Origin of the sequence: Kitasatospora sp. NPDC058190 (assembly GCF_042883685.1) — a bacterium.
Lineage (GTDB): Bacteria > Actinomycetota > Actinomycetes > Streptomycetales > Streptomycetaceae > Kitasatospora.
This window is the reverse complement of record NZ_JBHVVI010000114.1, coordinates 1-16,277: the sequence shown is the minus strand read 5'-3', so window position 1 is coordinate 16,277 and position 16,277 is coordinate 1. Positions and strand designations below refer to the sequence as shown.

Here is a 16,277-nt window from a genome sequence, read left to right as displayed (position 1 = left end):
GTCGGCGGCTACGGTGACGGGCATGGCCGGTGAACGAGACCTTGCGACCCTGCTGCGCGGGATGCGACCGCAGCTCAACCCGGGGCGGTACGTCTACTGCACCCTCCCCGCGAAGATGCCCGCCGGGATGCGGCCGGTGGTGACCGTCGCCGAACCGGAAGGGGTGACGATGGTCGTCGCCCAGGAGGAGGCCGACGCGCTCGGGCTGCGCTACGAGTACGTCGCGGCCTGGATCACCCTGCAGATCCACTCGGCGCTGGAAGCCGTCGGACTGACCGCCGCCGTGGCCGGACGGCTCGCCGAGGAGGGCATCAGCTGCAACGTCGTGGCCGGCTTCCACCACGACCACCTGTTCGTCGCCGCCGACGACGCCGACCGCGCCGTCCGCGCCCTGGAGGAGCTCTCCGCCCGCTCCGCCTGACGGTCCCGCCGGGTGGCCGCCGCCGACCGACCCTTCGACACTGGAAACAGCCGCCCCGCCAGGGCCGGCCCCCACCGGAAGGAGACGGCCGCCATGGCCATCTGCGTCACCTGCGGCAACGACTACTGGCTCGCCTTCGAGATCAAGACGGTCACCGGCGACACCTACACCTTCGACAGCTTCGAGTGCGCGATGGAGAAGCTCGCCCCCCGCTGCGAACACTGCGCCGTCCGCATCGTCGGCCACGGCGTCGAGGTGGCCGGCATGTTCTTCTGCTGCGCCAACTGCGCCCGCGTCAACGGCGGCCTGGGCGAACAGATCCGCGACGCCGTCGGCGCCCACCCGGCCTGACCGGCCCCTCGGCGTCCCGCAACGCCCCTCAACACACGAAGGCCCTCCGACCCGTGCGGGTCGGAGGGCCTTCGGATGTCCAGACGACGGAAGAGTCGGCCATGTACGCCGGGTTCTGTCTCCCGGGTTGCTTGCGCGGCCCGGGGAGGCGGCCATCCATCTAGGACTGCCGTTGCCGACAGCCTCGTGCGGTCTACCCGCGAACTCGGGCGAGCAGCCCTCAGTCGTCCGCGCACGGTGCCCGAGGGCACCGATCTTGACCTTGCTCCAGGTGGGGTTTACCTAGCCGGCCGGGTCACCCCGGTCGCTGGTGGTCTCTTACACCACCGTTTCACCCTTACCCACGCGCCGTAGCGGTGGGCGGTCTGTTTTCTGTGGCACTGTCCCGCGGGTCACCCCGGGTGGGCGTTACCCACCACCCTGCTCTGTGGAGCCCGGACGTTCCTCGGCGGGTCAGGGACCCGTCGCGACCGCCCGGCCGGCTCTTCCGCCGTAGTGGTCATCGTAGCCGCTCGGGCGGGGCCTCCCGTACACCGGACCGGGCCACGGGCGGCTCGGCGCCGAGGCGGGCGGCCACCCGGGCGGCGGTGCCGGTGGCCCAGGCGGTGGTGGTGAGCAGCCCGAGGGCGAGGATCACGGCACCCAGGCCGACCAGGATCCACCAGCCGGCGTGGCTGGCCGGGGCGAAGCCGGTGGCCACCGGGCCGACCACGGCCGAGGTGACGACCGTGCCGATCACCGCCACACCCAGCGACTGGCCGACCTGCCGGCTGGTCGAGGCGACCGCCGCGGCCACACCCGCCTGGGCGCGCGGCATGCCGGAGACCGCCGCGTTGGTGATCGGCGGGTTCACCATGCCGAAGCCGAAGCCGAACAGCGCGTACGCGACCAGCAGCAGCGCCGACGGCGAGTCGGCGGACAGCCGGGTGAGCAGCAGGCCGCTCGCGGCGAGGCAGAGCCCGGCCACGGCCAGCGGCACGCGCGGACCCCGACTGCTGACGATCCGTCCGGACAGCGGCGCGCAGACCAGCATCATCCCGGCCATCGGCAGCGTCCACAGGCCCGCCTCGACCGGGTCGTAGTGCCGGACGTCCTGCAGGTAGAGGGTGTTGAGGAAGAGGAAGCCGCCGAGCCCGGCGAACGCGCAGACCGCGGTGACGGTCGCGCCGGTGAACGGGGCGCTGGCGAAGAACCGCGGGTCCACCAGCGGGTCGGCCACCCGCCGCTCCCAGAGCGGGAAGGCGACCAGCGCGGCCACCGCCGTGGCGGCCAGGGCGACGATCAGCGGGGAGGTCCAGCCGTTGCCCGGGCCCTCGATGATCGCGGCGGTGCCACAGCCCAGCAGGACGATCATCAGCGACTGTCCCACCGGGTCCAGCCGGCGCGGCCTCGGCGCGCGCGACTCGGGGACGTAACGGGCGGTCAGCAGTATGGCGGCGAGCGCCACCGGGACGTTGATCAGGAAGATCGAGGGCCAGCCCGCGCCGTTCACCAGGAAGCCGCCGAGCAGCGGCCCGAGCGCCATCGAGATGCCGACCACGCCGCCCCAGACGCCGATCGCCCGGGCCCGCTCCTTCGGGTCGGTGAAGGTGTTGGTGATGATCGACATCGCCACCGGGTTGAGCATCGAGCCGCCCACCGCCTGCACCGCCCGGAACACCACCAGCCACTCCAGGTCGGGCGCCAGGCTGCACAGCAGCGAGCCGAGCGCGAAGCAGGTCAGCCCGATCTGGAACACCCGGCGGCGGCCGAAGCGGTCGGCCACCGAACCGAACAGCATCAGCAGCGAGGCCAGCACCAGGGTGTAGGCGTCGATGATCCACTGCAGCCCGGAGGCCGGGGCGTCCAGGTCCTTCTGGATCGCCGGCAGGGCGATGTTCACCACGGTGTTGTCCAGGCCGACGATGAACAGGCTCATGCAGCAGATCGCGAGGACGAGCAGACGGCGGCGTCGCCCGGAGGCGGGGGCGGCGAGTGAGGCGGCATAGGACACGGACCGATCCTCCCACCCCCGGGCGGGCGCGGGGCCACGAATCGGACCGTCCGGGTGGCGGCTCCGCGGTGCACGGACCGCGGCCGTGCGGGGGTCGCTCAGACGGCGGCGAAGCGGACCGTCCGGGTGGCCGGGTCGGCCGTGGTCAGGCGGACGTCGATCACCCGGCCGAGCGGGAGCGGCCGCCCGTCGGCGGTGCCGTCCGCGGTGCCCTCGGCGTGGTCGGCTCCGCCCGGTCCGCCTGCGCCGTCGGCTGGGCCGGCGCGGTCACAGCGGGCCCGGACGGCGGGCTCGCGCAGCTGGACGGTGCCGGAGCCGGGGCGCTTCCCGTCGACCTCGATGACCACCGCGGAGAAGTCCTCGCCCTCCCGGCCGACCAGCAGCTCCGCCTCCACCAGGTCCACGCAGGCCCGTTCCACCTCGGCCGCCCGGCGGTCCCCGCTCGCCATCAGCGCCGGGACGGCCGGCAGCGCCTCGCGCGCCCAGTCCGGCACGTCCTCCCCCGCCGCCACCGCCGCGCACACCTCCTGCGCGAAGCGGTCGCCGAGCCGGCGCAGCGGCGCGGTGCAGTGCGCGTACGGGGCGGCCAGCGCGGCGTGGCCCGGCTCGGCGGGGGCGGGCAGCCCGCGGGACTCGTCGAAGGCGTGGTAGCCGGCGCCGCGCAGCAGCCCGGTGCAGGCGTTGAGGAAGGCGGCGTTCAGCGGCGCTTCCGGGTCCAGCGAGCGGATCAGCTCCGGGTACGGGAGCGCCTGCGGCCAGTCCACGTCCAGCGCGGCGGCGATCCGGCGCAACCGCTCGTACGCGGCGGTGGGCGCGGCCGGCAGGGTGCGCAGCAGGCCGACGCCGGCGTCCAGCATCAGTTCGGCGGCGGCCATGCCGGTGAGCAGCGAGATCTGCGCGTTCCAGCCGTCGGCGGGGCTCGGCGCGCGGTAGCCGAGGACGTAGCCGTGCAGGGTCTCCTCGACCTCCTGCTCGGGCACCGACAGGCTGATCCCGCCCCGGGCGCGCTCCTGCTCCTCGCGCAGCCGGCCGACGGTGGCGAGCAGGGCGAGCTGCTCGTCGGCGCCGCCGAGGTCCACGGCGCGCTGGACGGCGGCGTAGTCCAGGCGGCGGTGCGAGCGGACCACGGCGCGGCGGACGTCCGCCAGGACGACGGCGCCGTCGGCGTCCAGGTCCAGCTGCCAGAGCAGGGCGGGACGCGGCTCGCCGGGCAGCAGGCTGGCGGCGTCCTCGGAGATCCGGGCGGGGTGCAGCGGGACGCGGTGGTCCGGGAAGTACAGCGTCTCGACCCGGCGCCGGGCCTCCGCGTCGATCGCCCCGCCGGGGCGGACGAAGGCGGCGACGTCGGCGATCGCGTAGTGCACCCGGTAGCCGCCGCCCGGCCGGTGGCTGAGGTGCATCGCCTGGTCGAGGTCCCGGGAGCCCGGCGGGTCGACGGTGAACAGCGGCAGCTCGGTGGCGTCGTACTCCGGCAGCCAGGGCCGCTCGGCCGCCTCCTCCGCCTCGGCGAGCACCGCCTCCGGCCACTCGGTGTGGATCTCCAGGTGGGTGCGGAGCTCGGTCAGCTCGGTGTTGATCCGGGCGGAGTCGGCGGCCTTGACGCGCAGTTTTCGGCGAGGCATGGACGCCAGGGTAGAGCGGGACCAGGGGATTCCGGACGGAGGCTCAGCGAGCCCTCAGCGCCCGAGCAGGGACTTCAGCTCCTTGGCGGCCAGAGCGACCGCGTCGTCGTAGCCGCCGGTGGCCAGCCGCAGCATGAAGGCCACGGCGTCGTCCGGGTGCGGGCGGGTGCGTGGGAGGTCGGAGCGGGTCCGACGGTCGACCGTGCGGTTCTGCTCGGCCCTTGGGCGGCGTCGGGAGCCGGAGCGGCCGCAGTAGGGTGGCGGGGTTCGTCCGCCACAAACTGTTGAGGAGTCCGCTGTGCTGGTGCTGTTGCCGCCCTCGGAGGGCAAGGCCGGGTCCGGGGACGGCGAGCCGGTCGCGCTCGACCGGCTGTCGCTGCCGGGGCTGACGGCGGCGCGCGGTGCGGTGCTGGACGCGCTGGTCGGCCTCTGCCGGGGTGACGAGGACACCGCCGCCGAGGTGCTGGGCCTCACTCCCGGCCTGCGCGGCGAGATCGCCAAGAATGCGGGCCTGCCGACGGCGGGGGCCCGTCCGGCGGCCGAGGTGTACACCGGAGTGCTGTTCGACAACCTGGGCCTGGCCACCCTGGACGCCGCCGCGTACGGCCGGGCCGAGCGTTCGCTGCTGGTGTTCTCCGGGCTGTGGGGCGCGGTGCGGATCTCGGACCGGATCCCGTCCTACCGCTGCTCGATGGGGGTGAAACTCCCCGGCCTGGGGGCGCTCGGCGCGTACTGGCGGGGCGCGATGGCCGCGGTGCTGCCGGAGGTGGCGGACGGGCTGGTGCTGGACCTGCGCAGCTCCGCGTACGCGGCGGCCTGGAAGCCGGCGGGCGAGGTGGCCGCCCGGACCGCGACCGTCCGGGTGCTGCAGGAGCGGGGCGGCAAGCGCACGGTGGTCAGCCACTTCAACAAGGCGACCAAGGGCCGGCTGGTCCGGGACCTGCTGGTCACCGGGGCCGAGCCGAAGACGCCGGGCGAGCTGATGGACGCGCTGCTGGGGCTGGGCCACCGGGTCGAGCTGGCGGCGGAGGGCACGGCGCGCAAGCCGTGGCAGCTGGACGTGGTGGTCACGGACGTGCACTGAGCTGCGCCGAGCGGGTCGGGCGGGCCCGGGGACCCGCCCGACCGCCGACGTCAGCGCAGGTGCGAGGTGTCGTTGAGCAGCCGCAGCGAGGCGTTGCCGTCGGCGTAGTACTGGACGGCGCAGATCGAGGCGGCGGACAGCTCCATCCGGTACATCGAGTCCGGCGGGGCGCCGAGCGCCAGCCGGACCAGGGTCTTGATCGGGCTGACGTGCGAGACCACCAGCACGGTCTTCCCCGCGTACCGGGCGAGGATCTTGTCCCGGGCGACGCCGGCCCGGTGGGTGAGCGTGGTGAAGCTCTCGCCGCTGCCGGTCGGCTTGGCCTTGGCGGAGCCGAGCCACGCCGACAGGTCGTCCGGGTACCGCTCCTGGACCTCGGCGAAGGTCAGACCCTCCCAGTCGCCGAAGTCGACCTCGCGCAGCCCGTCCTCGATCCGGACCTCCAGGCCGAGCCGGGCGGCGACGGTCTCGGCGGTCTGCCGGGTGCGGCGCATCGGGGAGGCGACGACCGCCTGGATGCTGCCGCGCGCGGCCAGCGCCTCGGCGGCCCGCTCGGCCTGCCAGCGGCCCTTGTCGGAGAGCTCCGGGTCGGTGCCGCCGCTGCCGGAGAAGCGCTTCTCCGGGGTGAGCGGGGTCTCGCCGTGGCGCAGCAGGACGAAGGTGGTGGGGGTGCCGAGGTCGGCGGGGGCGGCCCAGCCGGCCTTCGGGGCGGGGGTCTCCAGCGGCGGCTCGTCGACGACCACGGCCTTGGCCTTCGGCTCCCACCGGCGGCCCGCCTGGCCGGCGTCCATGGCCTCGTTGGCCAGCCGGTCGGCGTCCTTGTTCCGCTCGCGCGGGATCCAGGTGTAGGTGACCCGGCCGCCCGGGAAGAGCGTGCGCGCCTCCGCGGCCAGCGGCCGCATGTCGGGGTGCTTGATCTTCCAGCGCCCGGACATCTGCTCGACGACCAGCTTGGAGTCCATCCGGACGTCCACCGAGGCGTCCGGGTCGAGCTCGCGGGCCGCCTCGAGGCCGGCGATCAGGCCCCGGTACTCGGCCACGTTGTTGGTGGCGTGGCCGATGAACTCGGCGGCTTCCGCGACGATCTGCCCGGTGTCGCCGTCCCGGACCACCGCGCCGTAGCCGGCCGGCCCCGGGTTGCCCCGGGACCCGCCGTCGGCCTCGACGATGAAGCGCGCCGTCACCGGCTCAGACGCCCGAGTCGGCGGTGCGGACCAGGATCCGTGAGCAGTTCTCGCAGCGGACGACCTTGTCGGCCGGCTCGGCCTTGATGGCGTTCAGCTCGGTGATCGAGAACTCGGTGCGGCAGCCCTCGCAGCGGCGCTGGTAGAGGCGGGCCGCGCCGACGCCGCCCTGGGTCTCGCGCAGCTTGGTGTAGACCTTCAGCAGGTCGGCGGGGATGACGGCGGCCACGGTCTCGCGGTCGCGCTTGACCTTCTCGGCCTCGCCGTCGATCTCGGCGAAGGCGGCGTCGCGGCGGCCCTCGGCCTCGGTGAGGACGACGGTGGAGTGCTCCAGGCGGGCGCTCAGCTCCTCGACCCGGGCCTTGGCGGTCTCCTGGCGCTCCATGATCTCCAGCACGACCTCCTCCAGGTCGCCCTGGCGCTTGGCCAGCGAGCCGATCTCGTGCTGGAGGTTCTCCAGGTCCTTCGGCGAGGTGATCGCGCCGGAGTCCAGGCGCTGCTGGTTGCGGGCGGCGCGGGAACGGACCTGCTCGACGTCCTGCTCGGCCTTGGTCAGCTCGCGGGCGGTGTCGCCCTTCTGGGCCTCGGCGGCGACGACGAGGTCCTTGAGGGCGGTGTGGTCGGCGGTGGCCTTCTCGATCTCGGCGTGCTCCGGCAGGCTCCGGCGCCGGTGGGCCAGCTGGTCGAGCTTCGAGTCGATGGCCTGGAGGTCGAGCAGGCGGATCTGGTCGGCGGGCGCGGCGTTCAAGCGGAGAGCTCCTGTGAATCGGGTCAGGCGGTGAAGGACATGGGGGCGTGCGCGGTCCACGGGTCGGTGACCCGGTGGGAGACCTTGGTCTCCACGGCCCAGCCGCGCTCGTCGGCGGCGCCCCGCAGGGCGCGCTCGGCCAGCGCGAGCCAGGGCCACTCGGTGGCCCAGTGGGCGGCGTCGATCAGCGCGACGGGCGCGGCCTCGGCGGCCTCGGACGCCGGGTGGTGGCGCAGGTCGGCGGTCACGTAGGCGTCCACGCCGGCCGCCCGTACGTCGGCGAAGAGGCTGTCGCCCGAGCCGCCGCACACCGCGACCCGGCTGACCAGCCGGTTCGGGTCGCCGGAGACACGGACCCCGGCGGCGGTGGCGGGCAGGCCCGCGGCGACCCGCGCGGCGAAGGCGGACAGGGTCAGCGGGGGCTCCAGCAGGCCGATCCGGCCGGTGCCGCGGCGGCCCAGCGGGTCGGTCGGGTCCGGCACCAGCGGGCCGGTGACCCGCAGGCCGACCGCCTCGGCGAGCGCGTCCGAGACGCCGGGGTCGGCGTGGTCGGCGTTGGTGTGGGCGACGTGCAGCGCGATGCCGTTGGTGATCAGCGTGTGCACCACCCGGCCCTTGAACGTGGTGGCGGCGACGCTGGTGGTGCCGCGCAGGTAGAGGGGGTGGTGGGTGACGACGAGGTCGGCGCCCCACTCCACGGCCTCGTCGACGACCGCCTGGACGGGGTCGACGGCGAACAGCACGCGGCTGACCTCGGCCTGAGGGTCTCCGCAGACCAGGCCGACGGCGTCCCAGGACTCCGCCCACTGCGGAGGGTAGACCTCTTCGAGCGCGGTGATGACGTCGGACAGTTTCGGCACCTGTCGAGACTACCGTGCGCGCGGGGGCGGTCGGGCCTCGGCCGTTCGGGGGGCGGCGTCCCGGGGTGTCCGGGTGTAGCCGCCCGAGGTGTTCGGGCGTAACCGCCCGGGGTGTTCGGACGCGGGTGCCGTGGGCGTACGGATGCGCGTCAACCTGCGACGGAGGCGTCGGATGCGCCCCGCGCCGGCCGCGCGCTCCCGCGCGCCCCGCGCCCGTTACTCACAGCAGGGTTCTCGTACGAATTCGAAACCGCCCCTGGATCACCCTTACGAGTGAAGTGACCGGCTCTGCGTTGAGCCGTCGGATTTCTCGAAACTAACTTCAGTCCTGCGAACGGGAGTTGCCCCGGCAGGAACCCCGACCGGTGGGTCGGAGGTCCGGGTGAGGACTCCCGCGCCGGAGCGGCGCTCCCGCTCCTTCCGAGGAAACCGATCAGGCCGTGCTGCCGTGTCCGGGTGCCGAGCAGTGGCCCCCGGACACGGCGGTCGAGACGAAGGGATGTGGTGGCGAATGGCGGCGGGCACATCGCTGCGTACGGCCGGGGGCCGGGGGTCGGCGGGGCGCGGGCCGGGTGCGGCCGGCTCGTGGCCGGAGACGACGCGGGCGGCGCTGGCCGGCGCCGGAGGCCGGGGAGGCGACGGCGACTGGGACGTCACCGTCGGCGGCTTCTGGTGCACGGCCAGGCCGTCCGCGTCGTCGCCCTTGCCGGAGCAGGGCTGGAAGCTCCACGTCAGCGCGGCGTCGGTGGTGGGCGGGGAGGTGCTCGCGGCGGTGGTGCGGGTGCTCGCCGCCGACCCGTGCGACTTCAAGTTCGCCGCCGGGGAGGAGCGCCTGCGCGAGCTCAACTCCCGTAACAGTGACCGGGGTTCGGCGGGCAAGTTCATCACCGTCTACCCGACGGACGATGCGCAGTTCCAGCGGCTGGCGGCCGAGCTGGACCGGGCCACGGCCGGGCTGCCGGGGCCGGTGGTGCTGTCGGACCGGCCGTACCGGCCGGGCAGCCGGGTGCACTACCGGTACGGCGCGTTCGCGTCGCGGGCGGAGCTGGGCAACGACGGGGAGTACCGGTCCGTGCTGCGCGGGCCCGGCGGGGAGCGGGCCGAGGACGTGCGCGGGGGGTCGTACCGGGCGCCGGGGTGGGTGCGGGACCCGTTCTCCTCTCCCACCGTCGGGCGGCGCAAGGGCGGGGTGCTGTTGGCCGGGCGGTACGCGGTGACCGCCGCCGTACGGCACGGCGCGAAGGGGGGCGTGTTCCTCGGACGGGAGGCGGCCGGCGGCGCGGAGGTCGTGGTCAAGCAGGCCCGCGCGCACATCGAGGTCGACCGCGCCGGGACGGACGCCCGCGACGCGCTGCGGCACGAGGCCGCGTTGCTCGCCCGACTGGACGGGCAGGAGCTGGCGCCGCGCGCCGTCGAACTGATCGAGCAGGACGACTCCGTCTTCCTGGTGCAGGAACGAATCGCCGGACAGCCGTTGGGCGCCTGGGTCGCCGCCCGGCTGCGCCGCGACGGCAGCCCGGACGTGGACTGGGCCGAGGCCGAGCTGGTGGTGCGCGGGCTGCTCGACCTGGTCGAGCGGGTGCACGCCCAGGGGCTGGTGCTGCGCGACCTCTCCCCCGGCAATGTGATGGTCCGCCCGGACGGCGGCCTGCGGCTGGTCGACCTCGAACTCGCCGCCGAGACCGGCCAGCGGGCCGGCTCGGCCGGCACCCCCGGCTACCGGGCCCCGGAGCAGGGGCGACTGGCCCTGGCCGGCTCCTGCATCGCCGACCCGGCCGTCGACCTGTACGCGCTCGGCGGGCTGTTCTTCCTGCTCGCGACCGGGCACGACCCGCTGCTGCCGGAGGACCTGCCGGAGGTTCCGCCGCAGGCCCGTCCGGTCGCCGAGCGCCTCGGGCGCTGGCTCGCCCTCGCGGCCCGCACGGGTGCGACGGCGCGGCGGCTGGCGCCGGTGGTGCTGGGGCTGCGGGCGGAGGAACCGGGGCAGCGGTGGGGAGTGGCGAGGGCTCGGGCGGAGCTGGGCGGCGCCGCTTCGGTCGCCGTCAGTCCGCTGTGGCACGCGGCCGCCGCCCGGCAGGGCGCGGGCGCCGCCGTGCTGCGCGGCGGCGGCCCGCCACTCGACCGGCTGCCGCTCGACCGGCTGCTGTGCGACGGCCTGCGACACCTCGCTGCCACCGCGACGCCCGAACGGGCCGACCGGCTCTGGCCCGTCGTCCCCGCCGGGGAGCGGACGGACCCGTGCAACGTCCAGCACGGCGCGGCCGGCGTGCTCGCCGTCCTGGCGCGGGCCGTGACGGCTGACGGGCTGCCGGAGGACGTCCGGGCGCAGGCCGCGCGCACGGCCCGTACCGCCGCGAGCTGGATCGAGCGGCGCGTCGCGGCCGAACCGGTGGTGCTGCCCGGGTTGCACTTCGGGCGGTCGGGCACGGCGTGGGCGCTGCTGGACGCCGCCCGCGCACTCGGCGACGCCGGGTTGGCCGAGCGGGCCGCCACGCTCGCCCGGCGGGTCGCCGTCGAGTGGCCCAACCCCGACGTGTGCCACGGCGCGGCAGGCGCGGGCTTCGCCCAACTGCGCTTCGCCGCCGAGAACTTCGGCGAGGACTTCGGCGGCGAATTCGGCGGCTTCGGCGAGGACTTCCTTTCCCGGGCCGCCGGCTGCGCCCGAACCCTGCTCGCCGCCGCGCGGCAGGAGCCGTACGGGACGGTCTGGCCGGTGCCGACGGACTTCGACTCGGCGCTCGCGGGGATCACCCATCTCGGGTTCGCGCACGGGGTGGCGGGCGTGGGCGCCTTCCTCCTCGCCGTCGCCGAAGCTCTCACCGTCGATGACCTGCGCGACGGCCCTCTCACCTCCGGGGATCTCACCTCCGGGGCTCTCACCTCCGGCCCGCTCGCCGCCGACGCGCTGGCCGCCGCCGTCGACGCCGGGCGGACGCTCGCCGCGACCGTACGGTGGGGCTCCGACCGGCGGACCGCCTGGTGGCCGCAGAGCGCGGCCGACCCCGAACACATCCGGCTCTCCCACTGGTGCAGCGGCTCCTCCGGCGCGGGCAGCTTCCTGCTCCGGCTCTGGCGGGCCACCCGCGAGCCCGCCACCCTCGACCTCGCCCGCGCCGCCGGGCGGGCCGTGCTGGCCGGCCGCTGGCACAGCGGGGTGAGCGCCTGCCACGGGCTGGCCGGCGACGGCGAGTACCTGCTGGACCTCGCCGAGGCCACCGGCGATCCCGAATTCCGCACCGGCGCCGAGGAGTTGGCGCAGCTGATCGCCTCCCGAGCCGCCCTGCGCGACGGCCTGCTGACGCTCCCCGACGAGACCGGTACCGGCTGCGCCACCGCCTACGGCACCGGCACCGCGGGCCCGCTGGCCTTCCTGCTCCGGCTGCGCCACGGCGGCCCCCGACTCTGGCTCGACCCGGTCCCGCCCGCGGAACGCCGACTCCCCTCCGACACCGGCGGGGTGAGCGAGGCATGAACGTGGCCACCCGCACCACCACCCAGGCCCTGCGGCGCCTCAGCTTCACCTTCGCCGCCGACGGCAGCCACGCGGCCTGCCTCGCCGCGGCCGCCGACAGCGGCTGGTACGTGGAGAGTTGGCGACTTCCGTCGAACGGCGAACCGGCCGGACCGACCGCGCTGCCACTGTCCGGCAACCGCTCGGAGAACCTGCGCTCGCAGCTGGTCGCACTGCCCGACGGCTCGGCGCTGATCTGCCGGCACGACGGCGAGCGGCACGACCTGGTCCGCCTCTCGCACGGCCCGTCCGGCCCGTCCGGCTCACCCGGCTCGCCTGGCGAAAACACCACCGTGGAACAGCAGTTGGCCGCGTTCCGAATGCCCGGGCTGCGCCTGCTGCCGCTCCCGGTGCCACCCCACGCCGGCCCGCGCACCCCGGTGGCGCTCGCGCTCGGCACGGACACCCGTCCGGCGACCACCGTCTGGCTGGTCCGGGCGGACGGCAGCGAGCCCGAGCAGCTCGCCGAAATCCCCGGCCTGCACGGCGGCGGCGCCTGGCTGGACCACGCGGGCGTGCTGCTCGCGCTGGACCGGGTGGCCGGCGGACTGGTCCGCACCGTCGTACTGGACCTGCGCAGCGGAACCACCACCCCGCTGCTGGAGGTCGGCGAGCGCAGCAACGACCGGCTGGTGCTGTTCGACCCGGACACCCGCTTCGCGATGGTGCGCAGCGACGCGCCCGGCACCGACCGGCTCGGCTGGGGCGTCCTGGGCGGCGGCGAACCGCTGCGTTTCCCGGAATGCCTGCACGTCGCGGGCATGTTCCTGCGGCCGGTCGCACTGCGGCAGGCGGCGGACGGCCCCCGGGTAGCCGTACAGATCGACCACGGCGCCGGGTCGGCGCTCGCCCTGTGGCGGCCCGGCGTCGGTCGGCTGGACCCGCTGCCGGTGCCGCCCGGGCGGCTCGGCGCGGTCGGACACTGGAGCGAGGCGGGACTGCGACTCCCTTACTCCTCGCCCGACCACCCGGCGGCACTGGCCACCCTGGACGTGGACGCACTGCTGGCGCACGGCCCGGTCCCGGCCGGTTCCAGCCCCGTGCCGCTGCCACTCCAACTCGCGCCGCTCGGTTCGGGGTTGCCCGGCCCGTGGCGGGACACCGTACTGCCCTGGCAGCCCGGCGGGCTGCGCGCCGCCCGCACCCCGCCCGCCGGCTGGCGCCTCGACGGCAGCACGCCGCCCGGCGACGGCGGCCGCTGGCAGCCCGCGCAGAGCCTCGAACTGGCGGGCCCGGCAGGACCGTTGGAGGCCGTGGTGTACGGCGGGGACGCCTGGCTGAGCAGCCCGCACCTGGTGCTGGCGCTGCACGGCGGCCCGGCGGACGCCTGGCGGCTGGAGTTCGACCCGGCGCTGCAACGGATGGCTGCCGAAGGCCTGGCGGTGGTCGCGCCCAACCAACGCGGCTCCACCGGCTACGGGGTGCCGCACGCGTTGGCCATCCGGGGCGCCTGGGGCGGACCCGACCTGGACGACGTGCTGTACCTGCTGGACGGCATCGCCGGCCAGCGCGCGGCGCTCGGCCTGGAACCGCCCGCGCTGTTCGGCGTCAGTTACGGCGCGTTCCTGGCGCTGCTGGCGGCCGCGCACGCGCCGGCCGAGCAGGTCGCCCGCTGCGCGGTGGTCGCGCCGTTCCTGTCCGGCGCCCGGCTGCTGGCCGAAGCGGCGCCCCCCGTACGGGCGTTGACCACCCGGCTGGGCGGCGGCGAGCCGATCGCCGACGCCCGCGGCCCGCGCGACGTCCTCCAGCTGGCGCACCGGCTGAGCGCGCCGCTGCTGGTGGTGCACGGCAACCGGGACGAGGTCGTACCGGTCAGCCAATCCCGCTCTCTGCGGCACGAGTTGCTGCGGATCGGCCGGGTCGAGGGGGCGGACTTCCGGTACGTCGAGGCGGCCGGATCCGGGCACGAGGTGCTCGCCGAGGAGGGCGCCGCCGTGCTGCACGAGCTGCTGGCCGCCTTCCTGCGGACCGGCCGGCCGGGCTGATCCCGACGCGGGGATGATCCCGACGCGGGGATGATCCCGACGCGGGGATGATCCCGACGCCGGGCCGACCCCGGCTTCCCACAGACTCCCGGACCCACAGCGGTCCGGGGCACCACCCCCGGTGCGGCGGATGGAGGCCGCCCGGGGGGCGACACCCGACGCCCGCAGGCAGATCGCGGCGGGCGTGAACCCAAGGGGAGGACCCGATCATGGAGAACATGGTGGACTTCGAGACCGATCTCGCGGCGCTGCAGGACCTGCCGGAGACCGAGTCCGTCGAGCTGACCGGCCACGGCAGCGGCTGCCAGTACACCTGTCTCATCCTGACCTGCCTGATCTTCACCAACAGCTGAGCCATCGGCTGACCAGGCGGTAGCCCGTGGGTGCCGTCCCCGCCTGTCCGGACAGGCGGGGACGGCACCCGTCTCCCTCGGTCCACTCCGGCCGACTTCCCCTTCCGTTGACTTCCCGATCGCCTTCCCGATTCACCGACGGGAGCCATGACTTGCCCCGCCTCCCCACCGGATGGACCCTCGCCCTGGGCATCGCCCTGCCGGTCGGGGCCGCCACCACCCTCGCGCTGCCGGCCGTGCTCGCCGGGGCCGTCGACGCCGTCCTCGGCCACCGGTCCGAGCCCGGTGCCTTCGCGCTGCTCGCCGGCACCCTGGGCGCGGCGGCCGCCGCCGACGCCACCGCCGCTGCCGCCGGACCGGCCTGCTCGGCCGAGGCCACCGCCGCCCTGCGCGGACGCCTGGTCCGCCACCTGCTCGCCCTCGGGCCGGGCGGCCGACTGCACGGCGGACCGCCTCCCGGCGACCTCGCCGCCCGGCTGCTGGGCTCGGCGGGCGACGCGGGCGGCCGGCTGCCCGCCGCCCTCGGCGCCGCCACGGCGCTGCTCACCTCGGTGGGCGCGATCCTCGGGCTCGCGGTGCTGTCGCCGTGGCTGGCACTGGCCTTCTTCTCGGGCGTGGTGCCCGGTGTGCTGCTGATCCGGCTCTTCCTACGCCAGGCCCGGCCGGTCTTCGCCCGCTACCAGGAAGTCCAGGCCGAGATCGCCGCCCGGCTCGGCGGCGCCCTCGCCGGACTGCGCAGCATTCACGCCGCACGTGCCGAACAGCGCGAGTCCGCACGGGTGTTGGCGCCACTGCCGGAACTCTCCGCGGCCGGACACGCGCTCTGGGCGGCGCAGCGGCGCACCGCCTGGCAGGCGACCGCGCTGATCGCCCTGGTCGAGGTCGCGGTGCTCACCACCGCCGGCGCTCTGCTCGCGGACGGCGCCCTCGCCCCGGGCGCGCTCGCCGCGGCGGCGGGCTGGGCGGCGCTGGGCGCGGGACTGTTCGAGCAGGTCGAGGCGCTCGTCGGGGTCGCGCACGCGCGCGCCGGACAGGCCCGGGTGGACGACCTGCTGGCCCTCGCGCCCGCGCCGATCGGTACGGCGGCGCTCCCGGCGGGCGGGCCCGGGGAGGTCTCGCTCCGGGGCGTGGTGGTGCGCGACGGCGACCGGGTGCTGCTCGGGCCGCTCGACCTCACCGTCCCCGGTGGCCGTACGGTCGCCCTGGTAGGACGCTCCGGCTCCGGCAAGTCGCTGCTGGCCGCCCTGCCCGGACGGCTGCGCGACCCGGACGAGGGCACCGTACTGATCGACGGCGTCCCGGTGGGCGCCCTGTCGGCGGCCGAGCTGCGGCAGGCGGTCGGCTACGCCTTCGCCCGTCCGTCACTGGTCGGCCGTACCGTCCGCGACGCGCTGGGCGGGGCCGGCCCGGCCGAGGCGGCGTCCGCCCGGGCGGAGGGCTTCCTGCAACGACTTCCCCAGGGGTGGGACACCCCGCTGGACGACCTCCACCTCTCCGGTGGCGAACTGCAACGCCTCGGCCTCGCCCGCCTCCTGGCCCGCCCCACCCGGGTCGTCATCCTCGACGACGCCACCTCCGGCCTGGACCTCGCCACCGAATACCAGGTCACCCAGGCCCTCGACCGCGCCACCCACGGCCGCACCCGCCTCGTCATCGCCCACCGCGCCACCGTCGCCGCCCGCGCCGACCTCGTCGCCTGGCTCGACGCCGGCCACCTCCGCGCCCTGGCCCCCCACACCACCCTCCTCCCCCACCCCGACTACCGCGCGGCCCTGTCCGACACGGCCCTGAGCGCCGCCACGGCCTGACCCGGGGCCGCCGCTGCCGAGGCCGCACAGGAAGTCGGCTCCACCGACTTCCCACGCGATCCGGCCCGAGCGGAGAGGCGCCCCGGACCGCACGCACACCCACCTGCACGGGAAGTCGGCCAGATCGACCTCTCGTGCGACCCGAACAACCCGACCACACGGAAAGCCGGCAGAACCGACCGCCCATGCAACCCACCACAGCAGACCGAGTGAGCTCCCACGCGGAAGGTCGACACGGCCGACTCCGCACTCCACAGAGCCCTGCCTCCGCGCGCTCCCCAGCCGCGCGCGCCCGCGGGCCAAGTGCGGGCGGCGCACTTCGACCGCGGGCGGCGCGCCATGATGCACAGGCTGGGG

Annotated in this window: 12 protein-coding genes and 1 other RNA gene; 7 read left to right on the top strand and 6 right to left on the bottom strand. The window is 75.6% G+C overall.

Annotated features, from left to right (window positions below):
• Positions 1-22 precede the first annotated feature (22 nt).
• Together ACFVWU_RS35990 and ACFVWU_RS35985 are read left to right on the top strand one after the other, a co-directional pair.
• Entirely contained in the window at positions 23-421 is a 399-nt protein-coding gene (locus ACFVWU_RS35990) for an ACT domain-containing protein (protein ID WP_387628751.1), read from the top strand.
• 93 nt (positions 422-514) lie between these two features.
• Complete coding sequence (locus tag ACFVWU_RS35985) at positions 515-772, top strand: Prokaryotic metallothionein (RefSeq protein ID WP_387628750.1); 258 nt, start codon at positions 515-517, stop codon at positions 770-772.
• 87 nt (positions 773-859) lie between these two features.
• On the opposite strand, the gene rnpB is transcribed toward ACFVWU_RS35985, so the two are convergent.
• From rnpB to ACFVWU_RS35970, 3 genes are all read right to left on the bottom strand, one after another.
• Positions 860-1,258: RNase P RNA component class A (gene rnpB, locus ACFVWU_RS35980), an RNA gene on the bottom strand.
• Positions 1,259-1,271: 13 nt separating this feature from the next.
• Entirely contained in the window at positions 1,272-2,765 is a 1,494-nt protein-coding gene (locus tag ACFVWU_RS35975; RefSeq protein WP_387628748.1) for an MFS transporter, read from the bottom strand.
• 98 nt (positions 2,766-2,863) lie between these two features.
• The gene (locus ACFVWU_RS35970; RefSeq protein WP_387628745.1) at positions 2,864-4,387 is read right to left on the bottom strand and encodes an RNB domain-containing ribonuclease; all 1,524 of its coding nucleotides are present in this window, start codon (positions 4,385-4,387) and stop codon (positions 2,864-2,866) included.
• A gap of 298 nt (positions 4,388-4,685) precedes the next feature.
• Between ACFVWU_RS35970 and yaaA the strand changes: the two genes are divergently transcribed.
• The gene (yaaA, locus tag ACFVWU_RS35965) at positions 4,686-5,471 is read left to right on the top strand and encodes a peroxide stress protein YaaA (RefSeq protein ID WP_387628742.1); all 786 of its coding nucleotides are present in this window, start codon (positions 4,686-4,688) and stop codon (positions 5,469-5,471) included.
• Positions 5,472-5,521: 50 nt separating this feature from the next.
• On the opposite strand, the gene ACFVWU_RS35960 is transcribed toward yaaA, so the two are convergent.
• Genes ACFVWU_RS35960 through ACFVWU_RS35950 form a run of 3 tightly spaced genes read right to left on the bottom strand, consistent with a single transcriptional unit; the run spans position 5,522 to position 8,263 of the window.
• Positions 5,522-6,655 carry a bifunctional RNase H/acid phosphatase gene (locus ACFVWU_RS35960; RefSeq protein WP_387628740.1) on the bottom strand — a complete coding sequence of 378 codons (1,134 nt, stop codon included), beginning with the start codon at positions 6,653-6,655 and terminating at the stop codon, positions 5,522-5,524.
• A 4-nt stretch (positions 6,656-6,659) separates the two neighbouring features.
• Positions 6,660-7,403 (bottom strand): zinc ribbon domain-containing protein, encoded by a 744-nt coding sequence (locus tag ACFVWU_RS35955; RefSeq protein ID WP_387628738.1) that lies wholly within the window; start codon positions 7,401-7,403, stop codon positions 6,660-6,662.
• Positions 7,404-7,426: 23 nt separating this feature from the next.
• Entirely contained in the window at positions 7,427-8,263 is an 837-nt protein-coding gene (locus tag ACFVWU_RS35950; RefSeq protein ID WP_387628736.1) for a Nif3-like dinuclear metal center hexameric protein, read from the bottom strand.
• A gap of 511 nt (positions 8,264-8,774) precedes the next feature.
• Here ACFVWU_RS35950 and lanL point away from each other — a divergent pair.
• From lanL to ACFVWU_RS35930, 4 genes are all read left to right on the top strand, one after another.
• Positions 8,775-11,735: a class IV lanthionine synthetase LanL gene (gene lanL, locus ACFVWU_RS35945; RefSeq protein WP_387628733.1), complete on the top strand. Its 2,961-nt coding sequence runs from the start codon at positions 8,775-8,777 to the stop codon at positions 11,733-11,735.
• Positions 11,732-13,759, top strand: coding sequence for an alpha/beta hydrolase family protein (locus ACFVWU_RS35940; RefSeq protein WP_387628731.1), 2,028 nt, complete (start codon positions 11,732-11,734; stop codon positions 13,757-13,759). Before lanL ends, ACFVWU_RS35940 begins: the two co-directional genes overlap by 4 nt.
• Before the next feature lie 209 nt (positions 13,760-13,968).
• Complete coding sequence (locus ACFVWU_RS35935; RefSeq protein WP_157882160.1) at positions 13,969-14,112, top strand: VenA family class IV lanthipeptide; 144 nt, start codon at positions 13,969-13,971, stop codon at positions 14,110-14,112.
• 152 nt (positions 14,113-14,264) lie between these two features.
• Positions 14,265-15,920, top strand: a complete 1,656-nt coding sequence (locus tag ACFVWU_RS35930; RefSeq protein WP_387628730.1) for an ATP-binding cassette domain-containing protein — start codon at positions 14,265-14,267, stop codon at positions 15,918-15,920.
• Positions 15,921-16,277 lie beyond the last annotated feature (357 nt).